The organism is Actinoplanes sp. NPDC000266 (assembly GCF_042899005.1).
GTDB lineage: Bacteria > Actinomycetota > Actinomycetes > Mycobacteriales > Micromonosporaceae > Actinoplanes.
The window spans coordinates 553887-577536 of the sequence record NZ_JBIAZI010000007.1 but is presented as its reverse complement, the minus strand read 5'-3'; the positions used below and the strand labels follow the sequence as shown (position 1 = coordinate 577536).

Sequence of the window (23650 nt, the reverse complement as noted above, 5' to 3'; positions counted from 1 at the left end):
CCACGACGGTCGCCCCACACCGGACATTTCCGGCGGGAAGGGCGGCGGGGAGGACGGCGGGTAGGACGGTGGGACGGACAACTGCTCAGACCGCCTCGGCGATGATCGACTCGGCCGGGGGCTCGGCGAAGTGGCAGGCCACGTGCTGGGACGGGGCCTTCTCCTCCAGGGCCGGGTCGTTCGTGGCGCAGATGTCCTGTGCCTTCCAGCAGCGGGTGCGGAAACGGCAGCCCGACGGCGGGTCGACCGGGCTCGGCACGTCGCCGACCAGGCGGATGCGGTTCTTCGGCGGCACGCCCCGGACCACGGCGATGTCCGGCACCGCTGAGAGCAGCGCCTGGGTGTACGGGTGCTGGGGCGCCTCGTACAGCTCGTTGCGTGGCGCCTCCTCGACCACCCGGCCGAGGTACATGACCGCCACCCGGTCGCAGAAGTGCCGCACCACGCCGAGGTCGTGGGCGATGAAGACGAACGCGATGCCGAGCTCCTTGCGGAGGTTCTCCAGCAGGTTCATCACCTGGGCCTGGATCGACACGTCGAGGGCCGACACCGGCTCGTCGGCCACGATGATCTTCGGGCGGGCCGCCAGCGCGCGGGCGATGCCGATGCGCTGGCGCTGGCCGCCGGAGAACTCGTGCGGGTAGCGGTTGTAGTGCTCCGGGTTGAGGCCGACCAGCTCGAGCAGCTCCTGCACCCGGGCCAGCTCGCCCTTCTTGTCGACCATGTCGTGCGTGCGCAGCGCCGTGCCGACGATCGTGCCGACGGTGTGCCGCGGGTTCAGCGAGGAGTACGGGTCCTGGAAGATCAGCTGGATCTCGCGCCGGTAGGGGCGCAGCTTCCGCTCGTTCATGTGGGCGATGTCGACGCCCTGGTAGCGGATCTCGCCGGCGGTCGGCTCGAGCAGCCGGGTGATCAGCCGGGCCGTCGTCGACTTGCCGCAGCCGGACTCGCCGACCAGGCCCAGCGTCTCACCGGGCTTGAGGGTCAGGTTGACCCCGTCGACGGCCTGGACCCACTTCGTGCCGCGCGACAGCAGGCCGTCGCCCTTGGTCTTGAAGTGCATCTTGACGTTGTCGAGCTCGAGCAGCGGCGCACCCGGAACCGACTTGACGCCGGACTTCTCGGTGGTGGTGGCAGTGGTCATGGTGACGGTTCCTAAGGCAGCCGGGGCAGGACGTCGGTCTCGAAGACCTTGTCGGGGTCTTTCAGGTGGCACCGCGAGGTGCGGCCCAGGTCGGCCGTGCGCGAGATCAGCTCGGGCTTGAGCGTGCGGCACAGGTCGTCCGGCACCCGGTCCTTGAACTCGCACCGCGGGTGGAACGGGCAGCCGCTGGGCACCGCGAGCAGGCTCGGCGGGGAGCCGGGGATCGGGTGCAGCGGGGCCGGCTCACCGGTCAGCGCCGGGATGCTCTCCAGCAGACCCCACGAGTACGGGTGCAGCGGCTCGCCCAGGATCTTGTTGACCGGGCCGTGCTCGACGGCCGTGCCCGCGTACATGACCAGGATGTCGTCGGCCACCTCGGCCACGACGCCGAGGTCGTGGGTGATGAAGACGACCGCGGAGCCGAAGTCGCGCTGGAGGTCGGCGATGAGGTCGAGGATCTGCGCCTGCACGGTCACGTCGAGCGCCGTGGTCGGCTCGTCGGCGATCAGCAGCTTCGGGTCGTTCACCAGCGCCATGGCGATCATCGCGCGCTGGCGCATGCCGCCGGAGAACTCGTGCGGATATTGGTCGACGCGGCGGCGCGGGTTGGGGATGCCGACCCGGCCCAGCATGTCGATCGCGCGGTCCTTGGCCTGGCGCTTGCTGACGCTGTGGTGCGCCCGGTACGACTCCATGATCTGGTCGCCGATGGTGAAGTACGGGTGGAGCGAGGACTGCGGGTCCTGGAAGATCATCGAGGCGTCACCGCCGCGGTATTTCTCCAGCTCCTTGTCGGACATGCCGACCACTTCGCGGCCGCCGACCTTGATCGAGCCGGTGATCCGGGCGACGCGGCGGTCGTGCAGGCCGAGCACGGCCATGCTGGAGACGCTCTTGCCGGAGCCGGACTCGCCGACGATGGCCAGCGTGCGGCGCAGCGGGACCGAGTAGCTCAGGCCCTGTACGGCCTTGACCAGTCCGTCGGCCGTCGGGAACTGCACGTGGAGGTCGCTGACCTCCAGGTAGGGCTCCTCGTTCGTCCCGGGGGTGCGGGCACCCCGGGTCACCGTGGTCGGTCCCGGGATCGTCTGGTCGCTCATACTGCCGCCTTCGTGCTGCGGGGTGGGGAGAGGGGGCGGTTCGGGGTCATCCGAGCCGGACCCGGGGGTCGAGGAAGGTGTACGCGATGTCCACCACGAGGTTCATCACCACGAGTACCACGGAACCGACCAGGACACCGCCCAGCAGGACCGGCAGGTCGTACTGGCCGAAGGCCCGCAGCGTGAGCTGGCCCAGGCCGGGCAGGCCGAAGATGCTCTCGGTGAAGATCGCGCCGGTGAGCTGGAACGCGAGGTCGATGCCGAAGATCGTGACGACCGGGGTCAGGCCGGCCCGCAGGCCGTGCCGGTAGACGACACGGCGGCGGCTGATGCCCTTGGAGGTCGCGGTGCGGACGAAGTCCTGGCCGAGCGTCTCGATCATCGAGGCCCGGGAGTATCGGGTGTACGCCGCCGCGTTCGTCAGGCCCACGCACAGCCAGGCCGCGAGCAGTCCGCTGGCCCAGGTCAATGGGTTGTCGAAGAACGGGTGATAGCCCGAGTCGGGCAGGAAGGTGGCGTACAGGGCGACCAGCAGGGCGACCACGAAGTACGGGATCGACTGGACGAACAGCGTCGTGCCGACGACCGCCTTGTCCAGGGTCGTGCCGCGCACCTGGGCCGCGATCGTTCCGGCCAGGACGCCCACGATGAGGTAGACGACAGCGCCGCCCACGACGATCGAGACGGTGACCGGCAGCGCCGCCGCCAGCAGCTTCGTGACCGGCTGGCCGAGCGTGTAGGAGTAGCCGAGGCAGGGCGCCTCGCAGTGCTGGGTGGTTCCGCCGGCGGTGTAGTCGCGGCCGACCACGATGCCCTTCATGTACTGGCCGATCTGCACCAGCGGCGGCTGGTCCAGGCTGAGGCTCGCCTCGATGTCGGCGACGCGCTCGGGCGTGCATCGGGGGCCGCAGATGACGCCGGCGGGGTCGGTCGGCGCCAGGAAGAACAACGCGAAGCTGGCCACCAGCGTCACGATCACGACGGAGATCGCGCTCAGGACGCGTTTCAAGATGTACAGCAGCACCGCTTGCTCCTCTTTCGTCACGGCGCCGGGTGGGTTTCCCGGTGTTCTCTCATCGGCGCCGGTAACGCCGGGTTTGATTTTGCGCCCGGGGTGGTCCCGTCCGCCGGATCAGCGGACCGGACCACCCCGGGGTACTACCAGTTCCTACTGCTCAGGTGCTACGTCAGCTCTTGAGGTACATCGAGCCGAACAGCGGCATGCCCATGGTCGGGTCGCCGAGGGTGGTGCCGACGTTGGTGCCCTGCACGACGGCCAGCTTGTCGTAGTACGTCGGGATCGCGATGTACTGCTCCATGACCTTCTTGTCCAGGGCGGCCCACTTCGGGGTCGACTGGTCGGCCGGGAGGTTGGCGACGTCGTTGATCTCCTTGTCGAGAGCCGGGTCGCTCAGCATGCCCCAGCTCTGACCCTCGTCGATGCTCTGCGAGCGGAAGAGGACCGGGAACCACGAACCACCGGCGGGCCAGTCGGAGCACCAGCCGGCCGGGCTCTGGCCCATGTTGACCGGGGCGTCGTAGTCGCCCTTCTTGGTACGCAGGTCGGCGGTGGCGACACCGATCGGCTTGACCTTGAAGCCGGCCTTGGTGAGCGCGTCGGCGCGGATCTGGCTGATCTGCTGCGTCTGCGGCTTCTGGTTGTCGTAGTACCAGCTGACCTCGAAGTTCGCCTTGCCGGCGGCCTCGAGCATAGCCTTGGCGGCGGCCGGGTCACCGGCGCCGGTGCCGGTCAGGTCGGCGACGGGGGTGTACTTCTCGTAGCCGGGGACCGACGGCGGCATGACCGTGCTGGCCGGCTCGGCGACGTAGTCGTTGTAGCCCGCGGCCTTCCAGATCTGGTCGTTCGGGTACGCCTTGGCGATCGCCTTACGGACCTCCAGCGGGATCTTGCGGCTGTCGAGCTGCCACACGATCGTGCAGGGGCTCTCGCCCTGGACCAGCTGCGCCTTCTTGCTGGCCAGCTGCGGGATCAGCGTGGCGTCGAGGACGTCGTAGTTGATCGCGTTGGCGTCCTGGCCGTTGCTGTTCAGGATGGCCGTCTGCGACTTGACCGCGTCGACACCCCACTGGAAGTTGTAGCCGTCCAGGTACTGGTGGCGGGCCGGGTCGGTGTTGGCGTCCCAGTTGGTGTTCTTCTCCAGGACCAGCGAGGTGCCGGCCGCGTAGGACTTGAACTTGTAGGGGCCGGTCGACAGCGGCTTGTTCTTGTAGTCCTGCCGGGTGTCCTTCGCCTTGGGGATCGGCGTGAACATCGGGAAGGTCATGTAGAACGGCAGGTCCTGGAACGGCGTCTTCAGGTGGATGATCAGGGTGTCGGTGCCCTGGGTCTCCACACCGGAGTAGGTGTCGCCGTCCTTGTACGGGCCCTTGTACTTGTCGCCGTCCTTGAAGTAGGACAGCTGGTAGGTCGGGCCGTTGACGAAGATGTCGTGGGCGAAGGACCGCTTGATGGCGTACGCCAGGTCCTCGACCTTGACGTCCGTGCCGTCCTCGTACTTGATGCCCTGCTGCATCTTGAAGGTCCACGTCAGCTTGTCGGCCGACGGGGTGCCCAGGTCGGTGAGGTCCGGGACGAGGGTGGGCTTGCCGTCACGGATGTCGAACTGGGTCGGCGTACGGAACAGGAGCTTGCCGATCTCGTTCGAGTCGACGTAGTAGATGTCCGTCGGGTCGAACGTGTTCGGCGTGGTCTGCGCCTGGATGTTCAGGACACCGCCCTTGCGGGCTCCCTCGATCTCCTTCGCGGGGCCCTTGGCGCTCGGGTCGAGCGCGTTGGCCTGCTGAGTGATCTTGCCCGCGTCGGACGAGCCGCCGTTCGACGAGTCGTTGTTCGACGACGGGCTGCTGCAGCCCGCCAGGCCGAGCGCCACGGCGGCGGTGGCCGCCACGGCAACGTTAAATCGCCTTGCCATTTCTCCTCTTCTCATACTGGGCGTCACCACGTCACCGTCGGGTGCGGGGATCGAATGCGTCACGAATCGAGTCGCCGAGCAGGCTCAGCGAGAGCACGAGGATCGTGATGGCCGCTACCGGGATCCACAGGTAGAGCGGGTCGACCCGGTAGAAATTCTGTGCTGCGGCGATCGTCAGGCCCCAGGACGGTGTGGGCTCGGTGAGCCCGACGCCGAGATAGGTCAGGCCGGCTTCGGTGACGATGTAGGTCGGCAGCGCCATCGAGACCGAGATGACGATGGGCGCCACCAGGTTGGGCAGCAGCTCTTTGAAGAGAATCTTGTGCGTCGGCACGCCGAGCACCTTGGCCGCGGAGACGAACTCCCGCTCACGCAGGGAGAGCACCTCGCCACGGATCAGTCGAGCCAGGCTGGCCCAGCCGAAGAAGGAGAGCACGATGATCAGCGAGTAGAAACGCGCTGAGGCCACGTCGTCCGCCGCGACGTCCTCCGAGGTGCCGACGAACACCGACAGCAGCACGGCCGGGACGGCGATGGCGAACAGGAGGTACGGCAGGCTCAGGACGAAGTCGATGACCCAGGAGATGATCCGGTCGAGCCAGCCGCCGACGAAGCCGGCGAGCAGGCCGACCACCACGCCGATGACCGTCGTGATGATCGTGACCGAGCCGGCCACGATGAGCGACGGGCGGGCGCCGTAGACGAAGCGCGCGAACAGGTCGCGGCCCAGGCGCGGCTCGACGCCGAACCAGTGCTCACCGTTGGGCGCGATCGTCGGATAGCCGTACTGGTCGATCAGGTCCTGGTGGTACTCGGTCGGACTCTGCCCCTCGAGCTTGGCCAGCAGGGGCGCGAAGATCGCGATGAGCACGAAGAAGATGAAGATGCTGGCACAGATCACCGCCACCTTGTCCTTGCGCAGGCGCGCGAGGGCGATCTGCGTCGGGGACTTGCGACGGGTGGTCACCTTCTTCTCGTGATCACCCGCGGCGGCCGTCATGGGATCGGTCGAGGCCGGTGTCCGGGACAACTCGGCTTCCTCGATCAGCGGTTCCACGCGTCGGTCACCTCCTTCGAACGACACACCTCACATGCGCCGTGCGTGAGAGGTATTCGGATGCTGCGGTTGGCAAGGTACTTCGGAACTGGCCCGTAGGAAATGAGTTGACGCATCGAATGAATAACGGCCCGCTGAAAGCCCGGGATGGCCCGTGTCACATCCGGTCCAACCGGTAGTACGGCAGAACTGCTACTCCAGCGGGCAAATCCCCCGTAACGACACTCATCTTTGCCTCCTATGTCCGATTTGGAACGCCAGAGGGCAATCGTACTGTTGCGCAAAGTTATGGAACTCTCGATCAGGATGCAACAGACCGCTGTTTCACGACAGTTTCGCGAGAGTGTCGATCTTGGGCCTTCGCCGCCGTTCATTCCTCCGGCCATCGGGGCCTGGCGGCGCAAGATCTTCGGTACATGTGTGAAGACGGGACCGTATCGACGGTGATCCCGGCCAGCGGGACGGGGATCGCGGGTGATCTCCGTTGCTCCCGGGTCACGCCGCGTAGACCATGGAAAGAAGCTCATACGGAGACGGCGGCCATTCCGATAACGAATCGGGTAGCCATTCGCGGGCCAATACCGAGTTCGATGTCCGTCATCGCGCGACGGTATGACCTCTCCGGGAGGTACCCGCGCCGTCAGGCCCCCGGCGCCAGGGCCGTCAGGATCTCCTCCGCCCGCTCGGCGGCGACCCGGGGGTCCGTGCCGGGCGCGCCGATGACCGGGTCCCAGTTGAGGTCGTAGAAGAGCTCGGTGACACCGGCCCGCTCGTACAGCTCGGCGCCGGCCCGGATCTGCTCCCAGTCGCCGGAGAGCGGCACGTCGTCGTGGCGCTCCCCCGGCCGGACGACACCGCGCACCACGACACGCACCCGGCCGGGGTCGTTCCCGGCCTCCTCGGCGGCCCGCCGCACGATCTGGGCGCCCCGGGCGATCTGCTCGAAGCTGGCGCGGCTGCTGCTCACCCAGCCCGCCGCGGCCCGGCCGGCCCGGCGCAGGGCGGCGTCGGCCGTGCCACCCAGCAGCACCGGCGGCCCGCCCGGCTGCACCGGCCGCGGGGCCATGACGCTCGGCGGCACCCGGTAGTGCCGGCCGTCGAACGAGCCGACCTCGCCGGTCCAGAGGGTGCGCAGCACCTCGAGGTATTCGGTCATGCGCTCGCCGCGCGGGCGCGGATCGGAGCCGGTGGCCGTGAACTCCGGCCCGGACCAGCCGGTGCCGAGGCCCAGGTCGAACCGCCCGCCCGACAGCACGTCGAGGGTGGCCGCCTGTTTGGCCAGGTAGGCCGGCGAGACGTACGGAATGTTGATCACCGCGACGCCGAGCCGGATCGACGTGGTGTGCGCGGCGGCCCAGGTGAGCGCGAGCAGCGGGTCGAGCACGCGGTGATAGACCGGTTCGAGCCGCTGCCCCTCGCCGACCAGCAGCCGCTGGAAGGCCCAGAGCCCGTGGTAGCCGAGCTCCTCGGCCCGCCGGGCGAAGCCCGTCAGCGACACCGGATCGGCCCACGCCCCGGCCACCGGAGCGCCGCAACTGATCAACATCGGGCAACGTTAACCCGCGGCCTGGCTGCGCCGGTATTCGGAGGTCAGCGCCTCGCCGAGCTCGGACAGGCGCGCGTCGGGGGCGGCCGCGTGCACGGCCGCGATGAAGTCGAGGTAGGCGGTGCGCAGTGGGGTGAGGACGCCGTCGGGGGACGGGGACGGTGAGATCAGCAGGAGATAGGCGGCCACCGCGGCCGGCCGGAAGTCGGCCGGGGTCTCGGCCGGTGGGCCGGAGAGGTCGGGCGGCCCAGTCGCCTCGGGCGGGCCGGTGGCCGACGGGACCACCGGCGCGCCGGCCAGCTCGGCCCGCAGGCGCAGGCTCGCGCTGAGCAGCCCGACCGGCGAGCCCTCGAACAGCTGGGCCGGCTCGTAGTCGCGGGCCACCAGGCCGGCGCCCCGGGCGATCAGCTCGTCGGGGTCGAGGTCGTCGCGGATACCGGACGGGCCGAAGCCGAAATAGCCGGCCAGCCGCTCGCGGACGATCGGGATCCGCGACGAGCCGCCGGCCGGCACCACCTGGTCGATGTCGCCCCAGCCGATGCCGTGCGCGGCGTGCGCGGCCGCCACCGCCTCGGTGAGCAGGTCGAGCGAGCGCTGCACGTCCGGCTCGATCATCGCCTCGAAGCCGCGCCGGGTCAGCGGCACGGCGGCGCTGACCGTGGCCGTGAGCCGCGGCAGCTCCAGGGTGGTGGTGTCGGTGACCGACAGCTCCCGTTTGCGGATCTCGGCCTCCCAGCGGATCCGCCGCCGGATGCTCGCGTCCTGGCTGAGATCGACGTGGTGCCGCTCGCGGATCTGCCGCAGCGTGAACTCGACGATCCGCGCGTCGAAGTCGTCGCCGCCGAGCCGGGGGTCGCCGGCGCTGCCGAGAACCTCGACCGTGCCCGGCGCGATCCGCACGATCGACGCGTCGAAGGTGCCGCCGCCCAGGTCGTAGATGGCGTAGATGCCCGGCCGGGCGTCGGCGGCCAGCGCCATCGCGGCCGCGACCGGGTCCTCGACCAGGCGGCGCACGTTCAGCTGGGCCAGGCCGGCCGCCTCGCGCAGGGCGCGGCGCTGGGCCTCGCCGGCCGCGGCCGACACAGTGATCACCGCGTCGTGCACGGACCCGCCGACGAACACCTCGGCCTGGCGCTTGAGCTCGAGCAGCAGGAAGGCGCAGATCTCGCGGGGCTGATAGGTGCGGCCGCGGAACCGGACCCGGTCGCCGCTGCCGAGCTGGCGCTTGATGCCGGCGATGACCGTCTCGGGGTCGGCCGCCGGGGGCAGCCCGGCCACCACCTGGCCGGTGCCGTCCTGGCCGACGGCCGCGGGCATGGTGGGCGTGCCGTCGGGGCACGGCACCACGACGAGCTTGGTGCCGTCCCACACCGACACGGCACACGAGCTGGTGCCGACGTCGATGCCTATCACGCCGTGGAAACCCGAGTCATCGGTCAAGGCCGCCCCCTGTGACCGTCGTGCTCCTGGCCGTCAAATTAACATCGGTCACAGAGCCGACAGAACAGACCGCGATCGATCCGTCGTACATCCGACGAAGGCTGGACAACAAAGATGACGATCGAACTCCTCCCGCTGACCGCCGATGACCTCGACCGCCGGATGCCGGCCATGACCGCCCTGTTCGCCGACGCCCTGGCCGAGCACCACGGCTTCACCCGTGAGGAGGCGGCCCGCGAGTCCGAGCGGCAGACCCGCTCCCTGCTGCCCGACGGCGTCGACACCGCCGACCAGCTGCTCTGCAAGGGCGTGGTGAACGGCGAGGAGGTCGGCTTCCTCTGGCTCTCGCTGCCCGGCACCACCTTCGAGACGATGGCCTGGATCTCCGAGATCGAGGTGGCCGAGGAGCACCGCTCGCACGGCTACGGCAGCGCCATGCTGCGCGCGGCCGAGACCGAGCTGGCCGCCCGCGGGGTCGGCCGGGTCGGGTTGCACGTCTTCGGCCGGAACACCGGAGCACGGCGCCTCTACCGCCGCCTCGGCTATCGCATGCTCACCCAGATCCGGGCCCGCGCCGCCGCGGAGACGGCCAGCTCGGTGACCCTCGCGCCGATGACGCCCGGTGAGCAGGAGCGGCGCCTCGACGAGCTGGTCGCGGCCGATCCGATGGTGCTCGTCCGGGAGCGCCCGGAACGGGCCCGGCGGCGCGCGGCCGAGCTCGGCCCGGACGGGCTGCACACGGCGATCGCCGACGGCCGCCCGGTCGGCTGGATCTGGATCACCAAGCCGTCACCGGCGCGCCCCGGCAGCGGCACCGTCCTCTATCTGTCGGTCGACGAGCCGTACCGCCGCAAGGGTCTGGGCCGCGAGATGGTGGCCGCCGCCGAGGCCACGGTCGCGCGTCACGGCGTACCCCAGATCGGTCTTCTGGTCTCCGCCTCGAGCCACGGCGCCGAGGAGTTCGCCGACCGGCTGGCCCTGCCCGTCGTCTCCGAACAGCTGATCAAGGACCTCTAACCCTCAACGCCGGTGGCGTCGTGCGGGGAGCCGACCGGTTTGGACTGTGAGGAGCCGCGCTGGCGCAGGAAGATGGCGAGGATGGCCATCGAGGCCACCGCGAGCAGCTCGGACTGCCAGTTCTGGAGCGTACGGTTCCAGAAGTCGGCCTCGAGCAGATAGCGGCCCCAGGAGACGGGGTCCTGACGCTCGCTGAGCTGCTCCTCGTTGAAGGCGGCGACGCCGGCGATCGACTGGGCCAGCCACGAGCCCACGAAGATCAGGCCCATCACCAGGCCGAGCGAGTTGGAGAAGACCGTCGTGCGCCATCCGCCCACGCCGGCCCATTTCGGTGACTCGGGTGTGGCGTACTGACCGATCTTCTGGTCCTTGTCGGTCTCGCGGCCGGGCTTGTCGAGCGACTTCGACTCCGGCGAGCCCTTCTGGAGCAGCCAGACGGTCAGGATGATGAACAGGAAGAACTGGAGATATTCGGACTGCCAGTTCTCGGCCACGTCGACGCCGAAGCTGGCCGAGGTGACGTAGCGCCAGAACGCGATGTCGGGCAGGCCCGAGGCCCGCTGCGCGTCGTTGAACTGGGCCAGCCCGGCGAAGGCCTGCCCGACCAGCACGATCAGGAAGAGCACGCCGAAGACGAGCCCTATCCCGTTCTCCCGCAGGAACCGCTTCATCGGTGCAACACCCCGAGCGTGATGACGTACGCCAGGCCGGCCCCGACGATCAGCAGCAGCAGGACGAAGAGCGCGCGCATGTCAGCCGCCCTCCACGGTGCAGTCGTACGGCCGGGAGGCCTGCGGGGTGCACCCGGCCGCCACCACCCGCCAGCCCTCGGGGAAGGCGGCCAGGAAGACCGTGTCGTCGGTGAACTTGACCTGTGCCCACTGGCCGTAGACGGAGGTCCCGACGACCGTTCCGGGGCGCGGCAGGCTCTTGTCCAGAATCGCGTCGGGGCACGGCTCGTCCTCGGCGACCGTTTTCGCCGTCTCCGGCGCGAGGGTCGCGCACGCCGCGTCGCCCTCGCCGGCCTCGACCGCGCTCAGCAGCCGCGTGGCGACTCCGGCGGCGGCGTCCTCCTGGTCGCCGACGGTGGCGCACCCGGAAAGGGCCGCCATCAGCACCAGCGCTGCCAAAGATCGACGCACCCGGCCAGCATGCCCCAAATCGGGGCCGTCCAATCATGATCGGCGCGCTATGCCCCCCGGTCGGGGAGGGCGACGGCGCGTTCGGCGTCGTGCAGGGCGTGCTCGGCCCAGCCCACGCGCTGCGCGCTGAGCCCGGCCATGCGGGCCTGGTGCACGGCCTCGCGCAGCAGCCGCAGGGCCTCGGGCAGGTTGCCGGCGGCCATCTCCGCCTCGCCCAGAGCCAGCGTGCCGGTCGCCACCCGGCGCGGATCGCCGTAGCGCTCGCGCAGCACCTGCGACATCCGCAGGTGGCGCAGGCCGCGCTCGGTGTCGCCGGAGACGAAGACGTGGAAGAAGCCGATGTGGCGGTGCACCTCGGAGCGGACCATCTCGTCGGCGTAGCGCTCGGCCAGGGTCAGCGCCTCGGTGTAGAACGGCATGGCCGTGCCCCAGTCGCCGCGCAGCACCTGGTGGACCAGGCCCAGCCCGAACAGCGACTCGGCGGCGCCGGCCGGGTCGTCGACCTCGCGCTGGATCAGCAGCGCCTCGGCGAACAGCCGCTGCTCGCCGGCCCAGTCGGCGCGGGTGAGGTCGCCGGAGATCGCGGCGAAGTGGGCCAGCATGCCCAGCCGGGTCAGGGCGGTCGCCTCGGCGACCCGTTCCCGCTGGGCGCGGGCACGGTCGCGGGCGGCCTCCAGCATCTGGCGGGCGGGCAGGAAGTCGCCGGTCCGGAAGGCGGCCTCGAGCATGGCCTCGTTCCCGGCGGCGAGCAGCGCCCCGGCGGTCGGTTCGCTCCCCATGGGACGGTACGTTACCGGCCGGGGACGCTCTGTGGTTACCCGCTGTCGCGTACGACCAGAGTGGGGTGGAAAGTCACGGACCGCGGCAATCGTCCGGGCGAGGCGATCTGAGCGAGCAGCACCTCGGCCATCTCGGCCGCCATCTCCTCGACCGGCTGCCGCACGGTGGTCAGCAGCGGACGGCAGTCCAGGGCGGCGCTGGAGTCGTCGAAGCCGACCACCGCCACATCCCCGGGCACCCGGCGGCCCAGGTCCTGCACCGCCCGCAGCGCCCCCTCGGCCATCAGGTCGCTGGCCACGAAGAGCCCGTCCACGTCGGGGTGCTCCTCGAGGAGCCGGCGGGCCGCGGCCTCGCCGCCGGCCCGGGTGAAGTCGCCCTCGATGGACGGCACGTCCCGTCCGGCGAGGTGCGCCCGGAATCCCTCCAGCCGGTCGAGGCCGCTGGGGATGTCGAGCGGGCCGCTGATCGTGGCCAGCCGGGTGCGGCCCAGCGACAGCAGCCGGTCGGCGGCCAGCCGGGCGCCGAGCCGCTGGTCGACGTCGACGTAGCTGACCGCGATGGGCGAGGTGGGCCGGGCCGATACGACGGCCGGGATGCCCAGCTCGTGCACCTGGCGCGGCAGCGTGTCCTGCTCGTGGCTGCTGATCAGCAGCACGCCGTCCACGTGACCCTGACGCAGATATCGCATCACCTGGTGGTGGTCGGTGGAGTCGGTCGGGATGACCACCAGGTGGATGTCGTGCGGGCGCAGGGCGCCGGTCGCCCCGGCGGTGACCCGGCCGAAGTACGGGTCGGTGAAGATGCGGTTGAGGAACGAGTGGTTGTCCGGCCGGTCGGGCTCGCTGATCACCAGGGCCACCGAGTTGGAGCGCCGGGTGACCAGGCTGCGGGCGGCCACGTTGGGCACGTAGCCGGTCTCGGCGATGGCCCGCTGGACCACCTCCCGGATCTTGGCGTCCACGCTGGTGGCGCCATTGATCACGCGGGACACCGTTGCCCGGGAGACACCCGCCGCCTCGGCGACCTGGTCCATGGTCGGATGGCGGGGCCGGGGTGTCATGGCGTTCGTTATAACACCCCGGCCCATACTCACGGACGTCCGTCGGTGCCGCACTTGACGATGATCCGGATGCAGTCGTTGACCCGCCGTGCCAGCTCGTCCACCGGCCAGGCGTTGAAGAAGTCACCGTGCATCGTGTAGCCGGCCCCCGAGGCGAGCCTGAAGTTGGCCGGGTTGCCGTTGATCGGGTACCGCATGACCTGGCGCAGCTTCGGCACCACCACGGGGTGGCTGGCCGGGCAGGCGTTGTTCACCGGATAGGCCATGTGGCTCTTGTGATCGGCCGAGTCCAGGTTGAGGCCGTCCCAGCAGTGCGGGAAGTCCAGGTAGGACTCCAGCATGGTGCCGGCCGGGCAGGTGACGAAGTTCGGCGACGAGCCCACCTCGCCCGCGTGCAGGCACGACCAGCGGGCGATGGTGTTGTCGGCCGGGCCGGTCGCCTTGGCGTTGCCGGCCACGATCCGCAGGCCCAGCGGGAACGGCTGGGTCTGCGCGATCAGGTCGTCGCGCACGCCCTCACCCAGGTAGTAGAAGATGCCGGTGGTCGGCTCGACCGGGGTGTTCCCGTTGTAGAGGGTCGGGATCCAGTACGACGACTTGTCGATCGACGGGTTGCAGTTGCTGTTCGCGTTGAGCAGGTCCTGCGTGGTGGTGGCCGCGTTGGTCACCTCGCTGCCGAAGAAGCTGTGCATGTGCGAGGCGCCCGGCAGGTTGGGGAAGATGATCGGGTCGTCGGGCAGCCGGTGGCTGAACGGGCAGTCGGCCAGGAACTCGGCGACCCGGACGGCGCCGGGCGGGATGGTCGGCGTCGTGCCGCCGCCACTGCCGTACACCTGGAACTCCGTCAATGAGACGCCCCACTGGGTCGCGCGGGCCGTCGTCTCGAGCCGCACGTAGCGCCCGCTGCCGGTGACGGTCAGCGCCTGGCGGCCGCCCGTGCCGGCGCTGGTGCTGTAGAGCGTGGTCCAGGTGGAGCCGTTGGCCGACGCCTTGACGCTGAAGGCGCGGGCGTACGCGGACTCCCAGTTGAGCACGACCGACGAGATCGTGGCCGTGGCGCCCAGGTCGACCTGGAGCCACTGGGGGTCGCTGAAGGCGCTGGACCAGCGGGTGCCCAGGTTGCCGTCGACCGCGTTGGACGCCGGGAAGGCGGCCGACTCGGTGGACGAGGCGGTGGCCGGCTTGCCCTGGGAGATCAAGGCGTCGGCGGCGCTGGCGCTGGCGGGCACGAACAGAAGAGAGGCGGCGAGAAGGGCCGCGGCCGCCCACCTCATTGGTACACCCGCACGTAGTCGACGAGCATCTGCGACGGGAAGGGGGTGCTGGCGTCGATCGGGCCGGGGAAGTCGCCGCCGACGGCCAGGTTGAGGATCACGTAGAACGGGTGGTCGTAGATCCACGGGCCGCGGGTGTTCTCGACGGTGTCCTTACTGGCGTAGAAGACCTGGTTGCCGTCGAGCAGGAAGCGCATGCCCTTGCTGTCCCACTCCACCGCCCAGGTGTGGAAGTCCTGCGACAGGTCGACCGTGGCGTACTTCTGGCCGTAGCCGCCGGCGCCGTTGTAGGCCGGGGCGTGCAGCGTGGAGTAGGCCTCGCTGGTGTTGCGGCCGAGGACCTCCATGATGTCGATCTCGCCGTTGTACGGCCACGGGCGCCCGGTGAGGAAGTCGGCGCCCATCATCCAGAAGGCGGGCCACAGGCCGTTGCCCTTCGGCACCTTGACGCGGGCCTCGACCCGGCCGTACTGCACGTGGAACTTGTTGCTCGTGTTCATCCGGGCCGACGTGTACTGCCGTCCCTGGTAATCCTGCTTCCGGGCCTCGATGACCAGTGAGCCCTGGCCGTTCATCTGCGCGTTCTCGCTGTTCGGCGTGTAGTACTGGATCTCGCCGTTCTGCGGGACGCCCGGGTCGTACGTCCACTTGGCCTGGTCGGGCTTGGCACCGGCGGCGCCGTTGAACTCGTCGGAGAAGACGAGCCGGGTGGCCGGGAAGGTGGGGTCGGCCGGCTTGGCCGGCGGCGTGGTGGGGTTGCCACCGGTGCCGTAGACGCTGAACTCCCACAGCGAGTATCCGTAGGCGCTGCTGCGGGCGGTGCCGTAGAGCCGCACGTAGCGGCCGGTGCCGGTGGCGTTGATGACGTCCTTGAGGCCGTCGCCGGTGGTGGTGGAGTAGAAGGTCGTCCAGTTGGCGTTGTCGCTGGAGGTCTGCAGCTGGTAGGCCCGGCCGTAGGCGGGGTCCCACTGGAGGACGACCTGGCTGATCTGGGCGGTGGCGCCGAGGTCGACCGAGATCCAGCCGGGGTCGACCCAGCCGTTGGTCGAGCTGGTCGCCCAGCGGCTGGCCGGGTCGTTGTCGAACGCCTTGTCCGGGCTGCACGGGTTGCAGTTGACGTCGTTCTGCCAGGTGCTGGCCTGGGCCGGCTTGTTGTACGACAGCAGCCGCGTGGTGCCGGCCGGCGGGGTCGTCGGAGGTGTCGTCGGGCCACCGTCACCTGAGAAGACCTGGAACTCCCAGAACGAGTAGCCGTACGCCGAGAGCGCCCGTTCCGTCAGATTTATGCGGACATATCGCGCGGACCCGGTGGCGGCGATGCTCTGCTGGCCGCCGGTGCCGGTCGTGGTGGCGTACGCCTGGGTGTAGGTGCTGCCGTTGGTGGAGAACTGGACGGTGAAGGCCTTGGCGTACGCGGCCTCCCAGTTGATCGCGATGCGCGAGACGCTGGTCGTGGCGCCGAGGTCGACCTGCCACCACTGGCTGGCGGTGAACGCGCTGGCCCAGCGGGTGCCGGCGTTGCCGTCGACGGCCTCGGCGGCCTGATAGGCGCCGGCCGCCTCGGTGGACGACGCGGTGGCGGTCTTGCCCTGCGACACGAGCACCTCGGCCGCGCGGGCCGGCTGGACGGTGGCGACTAGATAGGCGGCGAACAGGCCGACGAGGCCCGCCACGAGGGCGGCGACCCGGAACGGTCTCTCCAGGACTGGGGATGTCATGGGGCGACTCCAGAATGGGGGGATGCGCTCTCCCGGTGCGGGGACACCGTGTGAAAGCGCTCTTTGTGACGCCACTCTGAACCGGGGTTTCAATTGCTGTCAATGCCTGGTCGCGGGCCGGGAAGCGCTTTCTGATCTTCCCGACCCGGATCGACGCAGGTGAACCTGTGAATGAGGTGACGGTTCCGGAACTACGCGTCCTCGAGGTCGCCCTCGGTCTCGAGGTACAGCTCCTGGAGCGCGCTCAGCGTCTCGGGCGAGGGCGACTCCCACAGGTTGCGGTTCGCCGCCTCGAGAAGACGCTCGGTGATGCCGTGCAGCGCCCACGGGTTCGACTGCTGGAAGAACTTCTGGTTCTCCGGGTCGAGCACGTAGGTCGCGGCCAGTTGCTCGTACATCCAGTCGGTGACCACGCCGGCCGTCGCGTCGTAGCCGAACAGGTAGTCGACGGTGGCGGCGAGCTCGAAGGCGCCCTTGTAGCCGTGCCGCCGCATGGCGGCGATCCAGCGCGGGTTCACCACCCGGGCCCGGAAGATCCGCGCGGTCTCCTCGGTGAGGCTGCGGGTCCGGGTGGCGTCCGGGTTGGTGGAGTCGCCGACGTACGCGGCCGGCGCCTTACCGGTCAGCGCCCGCACCGTGGCGATCATGCCGCCGTGGTACTGGAAGTAGTCGTCGGAGTCGGCGATGTCGTGCTCGCGGGTGTCGATGTTCTTGGCCGCGATGTCGATCCGCTTGTAGGCGTTCTCCATGTCGTCCCGGGCCGGCACGCCGTCGAGCCCGCGACCGTAGGCGAAGCCGCCCCACACGGCGTAGACCTCGGCCAGATCCTTGTCGTCACGCCAGTTGCGGCTGTCGATCAAAGGCAGGATCCCGGCGCCGTACGCCCCCGGCCGCGACCCGAAGATGCGGGTGGTGGCCCGGCGCCAGTCGCTGTGGCGGGCCTGGTCGGCGAGGGCGTGCTCGCGGACGAAGTTGTCCGGCTCGTCCAGCTCGGCGACCATCCGGAAGGCGTCGTCGAGCATGGCCACCACGTGCGGGAAGGCGTCCCGGAAGAACCCGGAGATGCGCACGGTCACGTCGACCCGCGGCCGTCCCAGCTCCTCGCGCTCGATGGGCTCGAGCCCGGTGACCCGCCGCGAGGCGGGATCCCACACCGGACGGCACCCGATGAGCGCCAGAATCTCGGCGATGTCGTCACCGGCCGTACGCATGGCGCTGGTCCCCCACGCGGAGAGCCCGACCGACCGGGGCCAGTCGCCGTAGTCGGCCCGATAGCGCTGAAGCAGCGACTCGGCCATGGCCTGCCCGGTCTCCCAGGCCAGCGCACTCGGAATCGCCTTGGGGTCGACGGAGTAGAAGTTCCGCCCGGTCGGCAGCACATTGATCAGCCCACGCAGAGGCGACCCACTGGGCCCGGCCGGCACATAGCCACCGTCCAGCGCGTGCAGCAGATTGCCCAGCTCATCAGTGGTCCGATCGAGCCGCGGCACCACCTCGGTCGCGGCGAACTCCAGCACCGCCCGCACACCGCTGACGTCGGCCACGCCGCCCGCACCGCCCACGCCGCCCACGCCGCCCACGCCGCCCGCGCCGCTCACGCCGCTCACGTCCGCCGCGCCGCCCGATTTTCCGCTCTCCAGCGCTCCCACTTCGGACATTTCTGAAATATCGGTTTCGGGAGCAGTGGCGTCCAGCGGAGCAAGCGCGGCCTCCACGATCGTGGAGATCGCGGCGGCGTCAGTGGGCCAGTCGGCCTCCTCCATCGCGCTGACCAGCCCACGGGCGACGGTCTCGATCCGGTCGGTCTCCCAGGTGGACGCGCCGTCGCGCAGACCCAGCGCCTCGCGCAGGCCCGGCAGGGCGGCGACCTTTCCGGCCCACATCTGACGGGCCCGCAGCATGGCCAGGACCAGGTTGACGCGGGCCTCGCCGGACGGCGCCGCGCCCAGAATGTGCAGGCCGTCGCGGATCTGCGCGTCCTTCACCTCGCACAGCCAGCCGTCGATGTGCAGGATGAACTCGTCGAACTCCTCGTCGCCGGGGCGGACCGACAGGCCGAGGTCGTGGTCCATCCGGGCCGCCTCGATCAGCGTCCAGATCTGGGCCCGGATCGCCGGCAGCTTGGCCGGGTCGAGGGTGGCGATCGTCGCGTGCTCGTCGAGCAGCTGCTCCAGGCGGGCGATGTCCCCGTACGACTCCGCCCGCGCCATCGGCGGGATCAGGTGGTCGACCAGCGTCGCGTGGGCCCGCCTCTTGGCCTGGGTGCCCTCGCCCGGGTCGTTCACCAGGAACGGGTAGATCAGCGGCAGGTCGCCCAGCGCCGCGTCGGTGCCGTCCGAGGCCGACATGCCCACGTTCTTGCCCGGCAGCCACTCCAGGTTGCCGTGCTTGCCCACGTGGACCACCGCGTGCGCGCCGAAGTCGTCGGCCAGCCAGCGGTACGCCGCCAGGTAGTGATGCGACGGCGGCAGGTCGGGGTCGTGGTAGATCGCCACCGGGTTGGCCCCGAACCCGCGCGGCGGCTGCACCATCACCACCACGTTCTCATCGCGCAGCGCGGCCAGCACGATGTCGCCGTTGTCCACGTACAGCTCGCCCGGCGGCGGGCCCCAGTGCTGTTCCATGCTGGAGCGCAGGCCGTCGGGCAGGGTCGCGAACCACGAGGCGTACGCCGAACCCGGAATCCGCACCGGGTTTCCGCTGAGCTGCTCCTCGGTCAGCCAGTCCGGGTCCTGACCCCCGGCCGCGATCAGCGCGTGAATGAGCCCGTCGCCGTCGTACTGACCGAAGTCCCCGATCTGATAGCCCTTGGCCCGCATCGCCGCCAGCAGGGCGACGGTCGAGGCCGGCGTGTCCAGGCCGACCGCGTTGCCGATGCGCGAGTGCTTCGTCGGGTACGCCGACAGCATGAGCACGATGCGCCGCTCGGACGGCGGCACGTGGCGCAGCCGGGCGTGCGCCACCGCGATGCCGGCCACGCGCAGGGCCCGCTCGGGGTCGGCCACATAGACCGAGAGCCCGTCCTCGTCGATCTCCTTGAACGAGAACGGGACCGTGATGATCCGCCCGTCGAACTCGGGAATCGCCACCTGCGTGGCCGCGTCGAGCGGGGTCAGCCCGTCGTCGCTCTCCTCCCACGCGGCCCGGCTGCTGGTCAGGCACAGGCCCTGCAGGATCGGCACGTCGAGCCCGGCCAGGACCCCTACGTCCCACGCCTCGTCGTCGCCGCCCGCGCCCACGGTCGCCGGCTTGGTGCCGCCGGCCGCGAGCACCGTCACGACCAGGGCGTCCGCCTTGCGGAGTTCGACCAGCAATTCCTCGGGCGCCGTACGCAGGGAGGACGTGAACAGGGGCAGCGGCCGCCCGCCCTTGGCCTCGACCGCCTGGCACAGCGCCTCGACGAACGCCGTGTTCCCGGCCATGTGGTGGGCGCGGTAGTAGAGCACCGCCACGACCGGCCCCTCGGCCGAGGTCTCCCGCGGCAGCGGCCCCCACTCGGGCGCGGCCTGCGCGGGCGCGAACCCGTGGCCGGTCAGCAGCACCGTGTCGGAGAGGAAGTCGTGCACCGACGCCAGGTTTTCCGGCCCGCCCTGGGCCAGATAGGCGTGTGCCTCGGCGGCCACACCGGCCGGCACGGTGGAGAGTTTCATCAGGTCGGCGTCGGGTGCCTGCTCACCGCCGAGCACGACCACCGGGACCGGCCCGGCGAGCAGGGCGTCGAGCCCCTCCTCCCAGGCCCGGCGCCCGCCGAGAATGCGCACCACGACGAGCTCGACACCGTCGAGCAGGGCCGGAAGGTCGCTCACCTGGGTGCGGGCCGGGTTGGCCGGACGCCAGGCCGAGCCGCTGGCCCGGGCACTGAGCAGATCGGTGTCGGAGGTCGACAGCAACAGGAACACGCGCGCTCCCCTCGGGGTCCGCGCCCCGGGTCGTAGGAATCCACGGCGACCGGAGTTCCTGGCTCCCGGGCCGGTGAGGCCCGGTGACAGTGGCGGGACCGCGCCGGATTCACACCGGCTTCCTCCGCGGCGTCGCCGCTCGTGACCTACCACCCTTCCGGGCGCTCCCACCCGCCGTCAAGGAGGGTCCGGCGGTGTGACGATCCCGACCCGAGGATGCGGGCACATCGGTGCTCGAACGTAGTATCCGGGCCGTGCCTCCCCCCATCCGCCAGACGAAGGTCGACGCCTGCCCCGGCGCCCTGCGGCTGCACTCGGCCGCCGACGGCCCGCTGGCCCGCGTCCGGCTGCCCGGCGGCATGCTCACCGGCGCCCAGCTCGCGGCGCTGGGCGAGATCGGGCCCGTGGAGCTCACGTCCCGGGCGAACCTCCAGCTCAGGGCCCTGAACGACGTGGATCCGACGGCCCTCGCGACCCATCTGGCGGCCGCCGGCCTGCTGCCTTCGTGGACCCACGAGACCGTACGCAACATCGCGGCCCCGCCCCTGGCCGACGCCACCCTCCGCACCCTGGTCACCGACCTCGACCGGGCGTTGTGCGCCGACCCGGCCCTGGCCGCCCTCCCGGGCCGTTTCCTGTTCGCCCTGGGCGACGTCCCCCTGAGCGCCGACCTGGCCGCCGTCCCGGAGGCCGCCGCGCCGGCCGGCCGCGATCGGGACGCCGCTCCCGGGGGCGCCACGTTCGCGATCCTCCTCGCCGGCCACGACGCGGGCCTGCGCGTTCCCGCGACCGCCGTGGTCGGCACCCTGCTGGCCGCCGCCCGCGCCTTCCTCGACGAGCGCGCCGACGTCACCGCCTGGCGCCTGCACGAGATGCCGGGCGGCCCGGCCCGGGTGGCCGCCCGGCTCGGCGCCCCCGGCACGCCCCACCCCGTGACGCGGACCCCCGAACCGGCCGCCGTCGGCATCCTCCCGCAGCCCGGCGGCCTGGTCGCGGTCAGCGCCCTCGTCCCGTTGGGCATGCTCGGCGGCGACGCTCTCCAACTGCTCACGACCGCCCGCCGCCTGGTCGTCACCCCCGCCCGCGGCGTCGTCGTCCCCGACCTGACCCCCGAGGCCGCCCGCCGCTGGCAGCGCCACCTGGAGGAGGCCGGCCTGCCCACGACCGCCGGCTCCCGCTGGACCGGTGTGACCGCCTGCGCCGGCCGTCCCGGCTGCGCCAAGTCCCTGGCCGATGTCCGGGCCGACGCCACCGCGGCCGGCGAGTTCGCCGAGGGCCTGCCGGTGCACTGGATCGGCTGCGCCCGGGGTTGCGGCAGCCCGTCCGGGGCACACGTGCGAGTGGAGGCGACCCCGGCCGGCTATGCCGTGACCCGGCAACCGACCGGCGAGACGTTCGGCGCGATCGCGCCGGCGAGGAGGATCTGATGGAGTACGAGCGCGACGGCGCCGAGATCTACCGGCGCTCGTTCGCCACGATCCGGGCCGAGGCCGATCTCGGCGGCTTTCCGTCCGATGTGGCGCGGGTGGCCGTGCGAATGATCCACGCCTGCGGCATGGTCGATCTGGCGCGGGACATCGCGTACAGCCCGAACGTCGCCTCGGCCGCCCGTGAGGCCCTGCTCGACGGCGCCCCGATCCTCTGCGACGCCGAGATGGTCGCCTCCGGCGTCACCCGCAAGCGCCTGCCCGCGGGCAACGACGTCGTCTGCACCCTGCGCGATCCCTCGGTGCCGGCCCTCGCCGAGAAGCTGGGCACCACCCGCAGCGCCGCCGCCCTCGATCTGTGGCTCGACCGCCTGGAGGGCTCGGTGGTGGCCATCGGCAACGCGCCCACCGCCCTCTTCCGGCTGCTCGAGATGATCGCCGGTGGCGCTCCGCGGCCCGCGGCCGTGTTGGGCATCCCGGTCGGTTTCATCGGGGCCGCCGAGTCGAAGGACGCGCTGGCGCTGTCCGATCTGGACCATCTGATCGTGCGCGGCCGCCGTGGTGGCAGCGCGATGACGGCGGCCGCGGTGAACGCGCTGGCCTCGGAGGCGGAGTGAGCATGGCGGGACGGCTTTTCGGTGTCGGTGTCGGGCCGGGCGACCCCGAGCTGATCACGGTGAAGGCGGCCCGGCTGATCGCCGGGGCCGACGTCGTGGCGTACCACGCCGCGCGGCACGGCCGCAGCAACGCCCGGGCGATCGCCGCCTCCCTGCTGCGCGAGGAGCAGATCGAGGAGCCGCTGATCTATCCGGTGACCACCGGGGACACCGACCATCCGGGCGGCTATCAGGGCGCGATCGACGACTTCTACGCCGAGGCCGCCGCCCGTCTCGCCGCTCATCTGGACGCCGGCCGCACCGTCGTCGTGCTGGCCGAGGGTGACCCGTTCTTCTACGGCTCCTACATGCACATGCACAAGCGGCTCGCGCACCGCTACGAGACCGAGGTGGTGCCCGGCGTGACCTCGGTGAGCGCCGCGAGCGCCGTCCTCGGCCGCCCGTTGATGGAGCGCGACGAGACCCTGACCGTCCTGCCCGGCACGCTGCCGCCGGCCGAACTGGCCGCGCGCCTGTCCGGCACCGAGTCGGCCGCGGTGATGAAGCTGGGCCGCACTTTCGACGGCGTCCGCGAGGCGCTGGAGCGGGCGGGCCGGCTCGGCGACGCCTGGTACGTGGAGCGCGCCACCACCGACCGCGAGCGTTCCGCCCCATTTGCCGACGTGGATCCGGCCACCGTGCCGTACTTCTCGCTGGCTCTGCTCCCCAGCCCCGCCGCCTCAGCTTTTATGGGCGACAAATCCGAAAAAGCGGGTCAGGTCACTGTCGTCGGCCTCGGCCCCGGCGATCCGCGCTGGCTGACCCCGGAAGCACGAGCGGCCCTGGCCGAAGCGGACGACCTGGTCGGCTACGTGACGTACCTCCAACGCGTGGTACCCGGACCGCACCAGACCCTGCACCCCTCCGACAACCGGGTCGAGGCCGAGCGCGCCGCCTTCGCCCTCGATCTGGCCAAGCGCGGCCGCCGCGTCACGGTCGTCTCCTCCGGCGACCCCGGCGTCTTCGCCATGGCCGCCGCCGTGCTCGAAGTGGCCGAGGACCCGCAGTGGAAGGACGTCCCGGTCCGGATCGTCCCCGGCCTGACCGCCGCCCAGGCCGTGGCCAGCCGGGCCGGCGCTCCCCTGGGCCACGACTTCTGCGTCATCTCGCTCTCCGACCGCCTCAAGCCGTGGCCCGTGATCGAGGGCCGCCTGGCCGGCGCGGCCGCCGCCGACCTGGTCATCGCCCTCTACAACCCCGCTTCCCAGACCCGCCGGGAGCAGCTGGTGCGGGCCCGCGAGGTGCTGCTGGAGCACCGGGCGGCCGGCACGCCGGTGGTCGTCGGCCGTGACGTCGGCGGCCCGGACGAGTCGGTGCGGGTGACGACGCTGGGCGAGCTCGACCCGGCCTCGATCGACATGCGCTGCCTGCTGATCGTCGGGTCGTCGCAGACCCGCGCGGTGACCCGCGGCGACGGCACGACGGTCGTATACACGCCTCGCCACTACCCCGTCTGA

General features: G+C 70.9%; 18 protein-coding genes and 1 riboswitch. Of the genes, 4 read left to right on the top strand and 14 right to left on the bottom strand.

Annotation, left to right across the window (positions count from 1 at the left end):
* Nucleotides 1–85: 85 nt before the first annotated feature.
* The 7 genes from ACFY36_RS30235 to ACFY36_RS30205 all read right to left on the bottom strand — a co-directional run bounded on the left by ACFY36_RS30235 (nucleotide 86) and on the right by ACFY36_RS30205 (nucleotide 9220).
* Complete coding sequence (locus ACFY36_RS30235; RefSeq protein ID WP_499749282.1) at nucleotides 86–1144, bottom strand: ABC transporter ATP-binding protein; 1059 nt, start codon at nucleotides 1142–1144, stop codon at nucleotides 86–88.
* An 11-nt stretch (nucleotides 1145–1155) separates the two neighbouring features.
* Nucleotides 1156–2244, bottom strand: a complete 1089-nt coding sequence (locus ACFY36_RS30230) for an ABC transporter ATP-binding protein (RefSeq protein ID WP_499749281.1) — start codon at nucleotides 2242–2244, stop codon at nucleotides 1156–1158.
* Between the two features lie 46 nt (nucleotides 2245–2290).
* Nucleotides 2291–3268, bottom strand: a complete 978-nt coding sequence (locus ACFY36_RS30225) for an ABC transporter permease (protein WP_499749280.1) — start codon at nucleotides 3266–3268, stop codon at nucleotides 2291–2293.
* Nucleotides 3269–3431: 163 nt separating this feature from the next.
* Nucleotides 3432–5177, bottom strand: coding sequence for an ABC transporter substrate-binding protein (locus ACFY36_RS30220; RefSeq protein ID WP_499749279.1), 1746 nt, complete (start codon nucleotides 5175–5177; stop codon nucleotides 3432–3434).
* Between the two features lie 31 nt (nucleotides 5178–5208).
* A complete protein-coding gene (locus tag ACFY36_RS30215; protein ID WP_499749278.1) occupies nucleotides 5209–6234 on the bottom strand; it encodes an ABC transporter permease in 1026 nt (341 codons plus the stop codon).
* Nucleotides 6235–6874: 640 nt separating this feature from the next.
* On the bottom strand, nucleotides 6875–7780 hold the full coding sequence (locus ACFY36_RS30210) for a TIGR03619 family F420-dependent LLM class oxidoreductase (RefSeq protein WP_499749277.1): 906 nt from the start codon (nucleotides 7778–7780) through the stop codon (nucleotides 6875–6877).
* A 9-nt stretch (nucleotides 7781–7789) separates the two neighbouring features.
* Entirely contained in the window at nucleotides 7790–9220 is a 1431-nt protein-coding gene (locus ACFY36_RS30205) for an Hsp70 family protein (RefSeq protein WP_499749276.1), read from the bottom strand.
* Between the two features lie 114 nt (nucleotides 9221–9334).
* Between ACFY36_RS30205 and ACFY36_RS30200 the strand changes: the two genes are divergently transcribed.
* Nucleotides 9335–10237, top strand: a complete 903-nt coding sequence (locus ACFY36_RS30200; RefSeq protein ID WP_499749275.1) for a GNAT family N-acetyltransferase — start codon at nucleotides 9335–9337, stop codon at nucleotides 10235–10237.
* Here the strand turns inward: ACFY36_RS30200 and ACFY36_RS30195 are convergent.
* From ACFY36_RS30195 to cobN, 7 genes are all read right to left on the bottom strand, one after another.
* Nucleotides 10234–10908, bottom strand: a complete 675-nt coding sequence (locus ACFY36_RS30195) for a DUF6766 family protein (protein WP_499749274.1) — start codon at nucleotides 10906–10908, stop codon at nucleotides 10234–10236. The two genes, ACFY36_RS30200 and ACFY36_RS30195, sit on opposite strands and share 4 nt — an antisense overlap.
* An 81-nt stretch (nucleotides 10909–10989) precedes the next feature.
* Nucleotides 10990–11379: a lipoprotein gene (locus ACFY36_RS30190; protein WP_499749273.1), complete on the bottom strand. Its 390-nt coding sequence runs from the start codon at nucleotides 11377–11379 to the stop codon at nucleotides 10990–10992.
* 47 nt (nucleotides 11380–11426) lie between these two features.
* The gene (locus ACFY36_RS30185) at nucleotides 11427–12158 is read right to left on the bottom strand and encodes a tetratricopeptide repeat protein (RefSeq protein ID WP_499749272.1); all 732 of its coding nucleotides are present in this window, start codon (nucleotides 12156–12158) and stop codon (nucleotides 11427–11429) included.
* Between the two features lie 35 nt (nucleotides 12159–12193).
* Nucleotides 12194–13219 carry a LacI family DNA-binding transcriptional regulator gene (locus tag ACFY36_RS30180; protein WP_499749271.1) on the bottom strand — a complete coding sequence of 342 codons (1026 nt, stop codon included), beginning with the start codon at nucleotides 13217–13219 and terminating at the stop codon, nucleotides 12194–12196.
* A gap of 29 nt (nucleotides 13220–13248) precedes the next feature.
* The gene (locus ACFY36_RS30175) at nucleotides 13249–14493 is read right to left on the bottom strand and encodes a DUF1996 domain-containing protein (RefSeq protein WP_499749270.1); all 1245 of its coding nucleotides are present in this window, start codon (nucleotides 14491–14493) and stop codon (nucleotides 13249–13251) included.
* Nucleotides 14490–16211, bottom strand: a complete 1722-nt coding sequence (locus tag ACFY36_RS30170) for a galactose-binding domain-containing protein (RefSeq protein WP_499749269.1) — start codon at nucleotides 16209–16211, stop codon at nucleotides 14490–14492. The genes ACFY36_RS30175 and ACFY36_RS30170 overlap by 4 nt, the downstream gene beginning before the upstream one ends.
* Before the next feature lie 191 nt (nucleotides 16212–16402).
* Entirely contained in the window at nucleotides 16403–20110 is a 3708-nt protein-coding gene (gene cobN, locus ACFY36_RS30165; protein ID WP_499749268.1) for a cobaltochelatase subunit CobN, read from the bottom strand.
* Between the two features lie 52 nt (nucleotides 20111–20162).
* A riboswitch (cobalamin riboswitch) is annotated at nucleotides 20163–20235 on the bottom strand.
* A 129-nt stretch (nucleotides 20236–20364) separates the two neighbouring features.
* Between cobN and ACFY36_RS30160 the strand changes: the two genes are divergently transcribed.
* The 3 genes from ACFY36_RS30160 to ACFY36_RS30150 are packed head-to-tail and all read left to right on the top strand — an operon-like array spanning nucleotide 20365 to nucleotide 23650.
* Entirely contained in the window at nucleotides 20365–21537 is a 1173-nt protein-coding gene (locus ACFY36_RS30160) for a 4Fe-4S domain-containing protein (protein ID WP_499749267.1), read from the top strand.
* Nucleotides 21537–22154, top strand: coding sequence for a precorrin-8X methylmutase (locus tag ACFY36_RS30155; RefSeq protein WP_499749266.1), 618 nt, complete (start codon nucleotides 21537–21539; stop codon nucleotides 22152–22154). The genes ACFY36_RS30160 and ACFY36_RS30155 overlap by 1 nt, the downstream gene beginning before the upstream one ends.
* A gap of 2 nt (nucleotides 22155–22156) precedes the next feature.
* On the top strand, nucleotides 22157–23650 hold the full coding sequence (locus ACFY36_RS30150) for a precorrin-2 C(20)-methyltransferase (protein ID WP_499749265.1): 1494 nt from the start codon (nucleotides 22157–22159) through the stop codon (nucleotides 23648–23650).

Coding starts and splice junctions, on each gene's coding strand:
- ACFY36_RS30235 (WP_499749282.1), bottom strand. CDS start 1,144: ATGACCACTGCCACCACCACCGAGAAGTCCGGCGTCAAGTCGGTTCCG.
- ACFY36_RS30230 (WP_499749281.1), bottom strand. CDS start 2,244: ATGAGCGACCAGACGATCCCGGGACCGACCACGGTGACCCGGGGTGCC.
- ACFY36_RS30220 (WP_499749279.1), bottom strand. CDS start 5,177: ATGGCAAGGCGATTTAACGTTGCCGTGGCGGCCACCGCCGCCGTGGCG.
- ACFY36_RS30210 (WP_499749277.1), bottom strand. CDS start 7,780: ATGTTGATCAGTTGCGGCGCTCCGGTGGCCGGGGCGTGGGCCGATCCG.
- ACFY36_RS30200 (WP_499749275.1), top strand. CDS start 9,335: ATGACGATCGAACTCCTCCCGCTGACCGCCGATGACCTCGACCGCCGG.
- ACFY36_RS30195 (WP_499749274.1), bottom strand. CDS start 10,908: ATGAAGCGGTTCCTGCGGGAGAACGGGATAGGGCTCGTCTTCGGCGTG.
- ACFY36_RS30185 (WP_499749272.1), bottom strand. CDS start 12,158: ATGGGGAGCGAACCGACCGCCGGGGCGCTGCTCGCCGCCGGGAACGAG.
- ACFY36_RS30180 (WP_499749271.1), bottom strand. CDS start 13,219: ATGACACCCCGGCCCCGCCATCCGACCATGGACCAGGTCGCCGAGGCG.
- ACFY36_RS30175 (WP_499749270.1), bottom strand. CDS start 14,493: ATGAGGTGGGCGGCCGCGGCCCTTCTCGCCGCCTCTCTTCTGTTCGTG.
- ACFY36_RS30170 (WP_499749269.1), bottom strand. CDS start 16,211: ATGACATCCCCAGTCCTGGAGAGACCGTTCCGGGTCGCCGCCCTCGTG.
- ACFY36_RS30155 (WP_499749266.1), top strand. CDS start 21,537: ATGGAGTACGAGCGCGACGGCGCCGAGATCTACCGGCGCTCGTTCGCC.
- ACFY36_RS30150 (WP_499749265.1), top strand. CDS start 22,157: ATGGCGGGACGGCTTTTCGGTGTCGGTGTCGGGCCGGGCGACCCCGAG.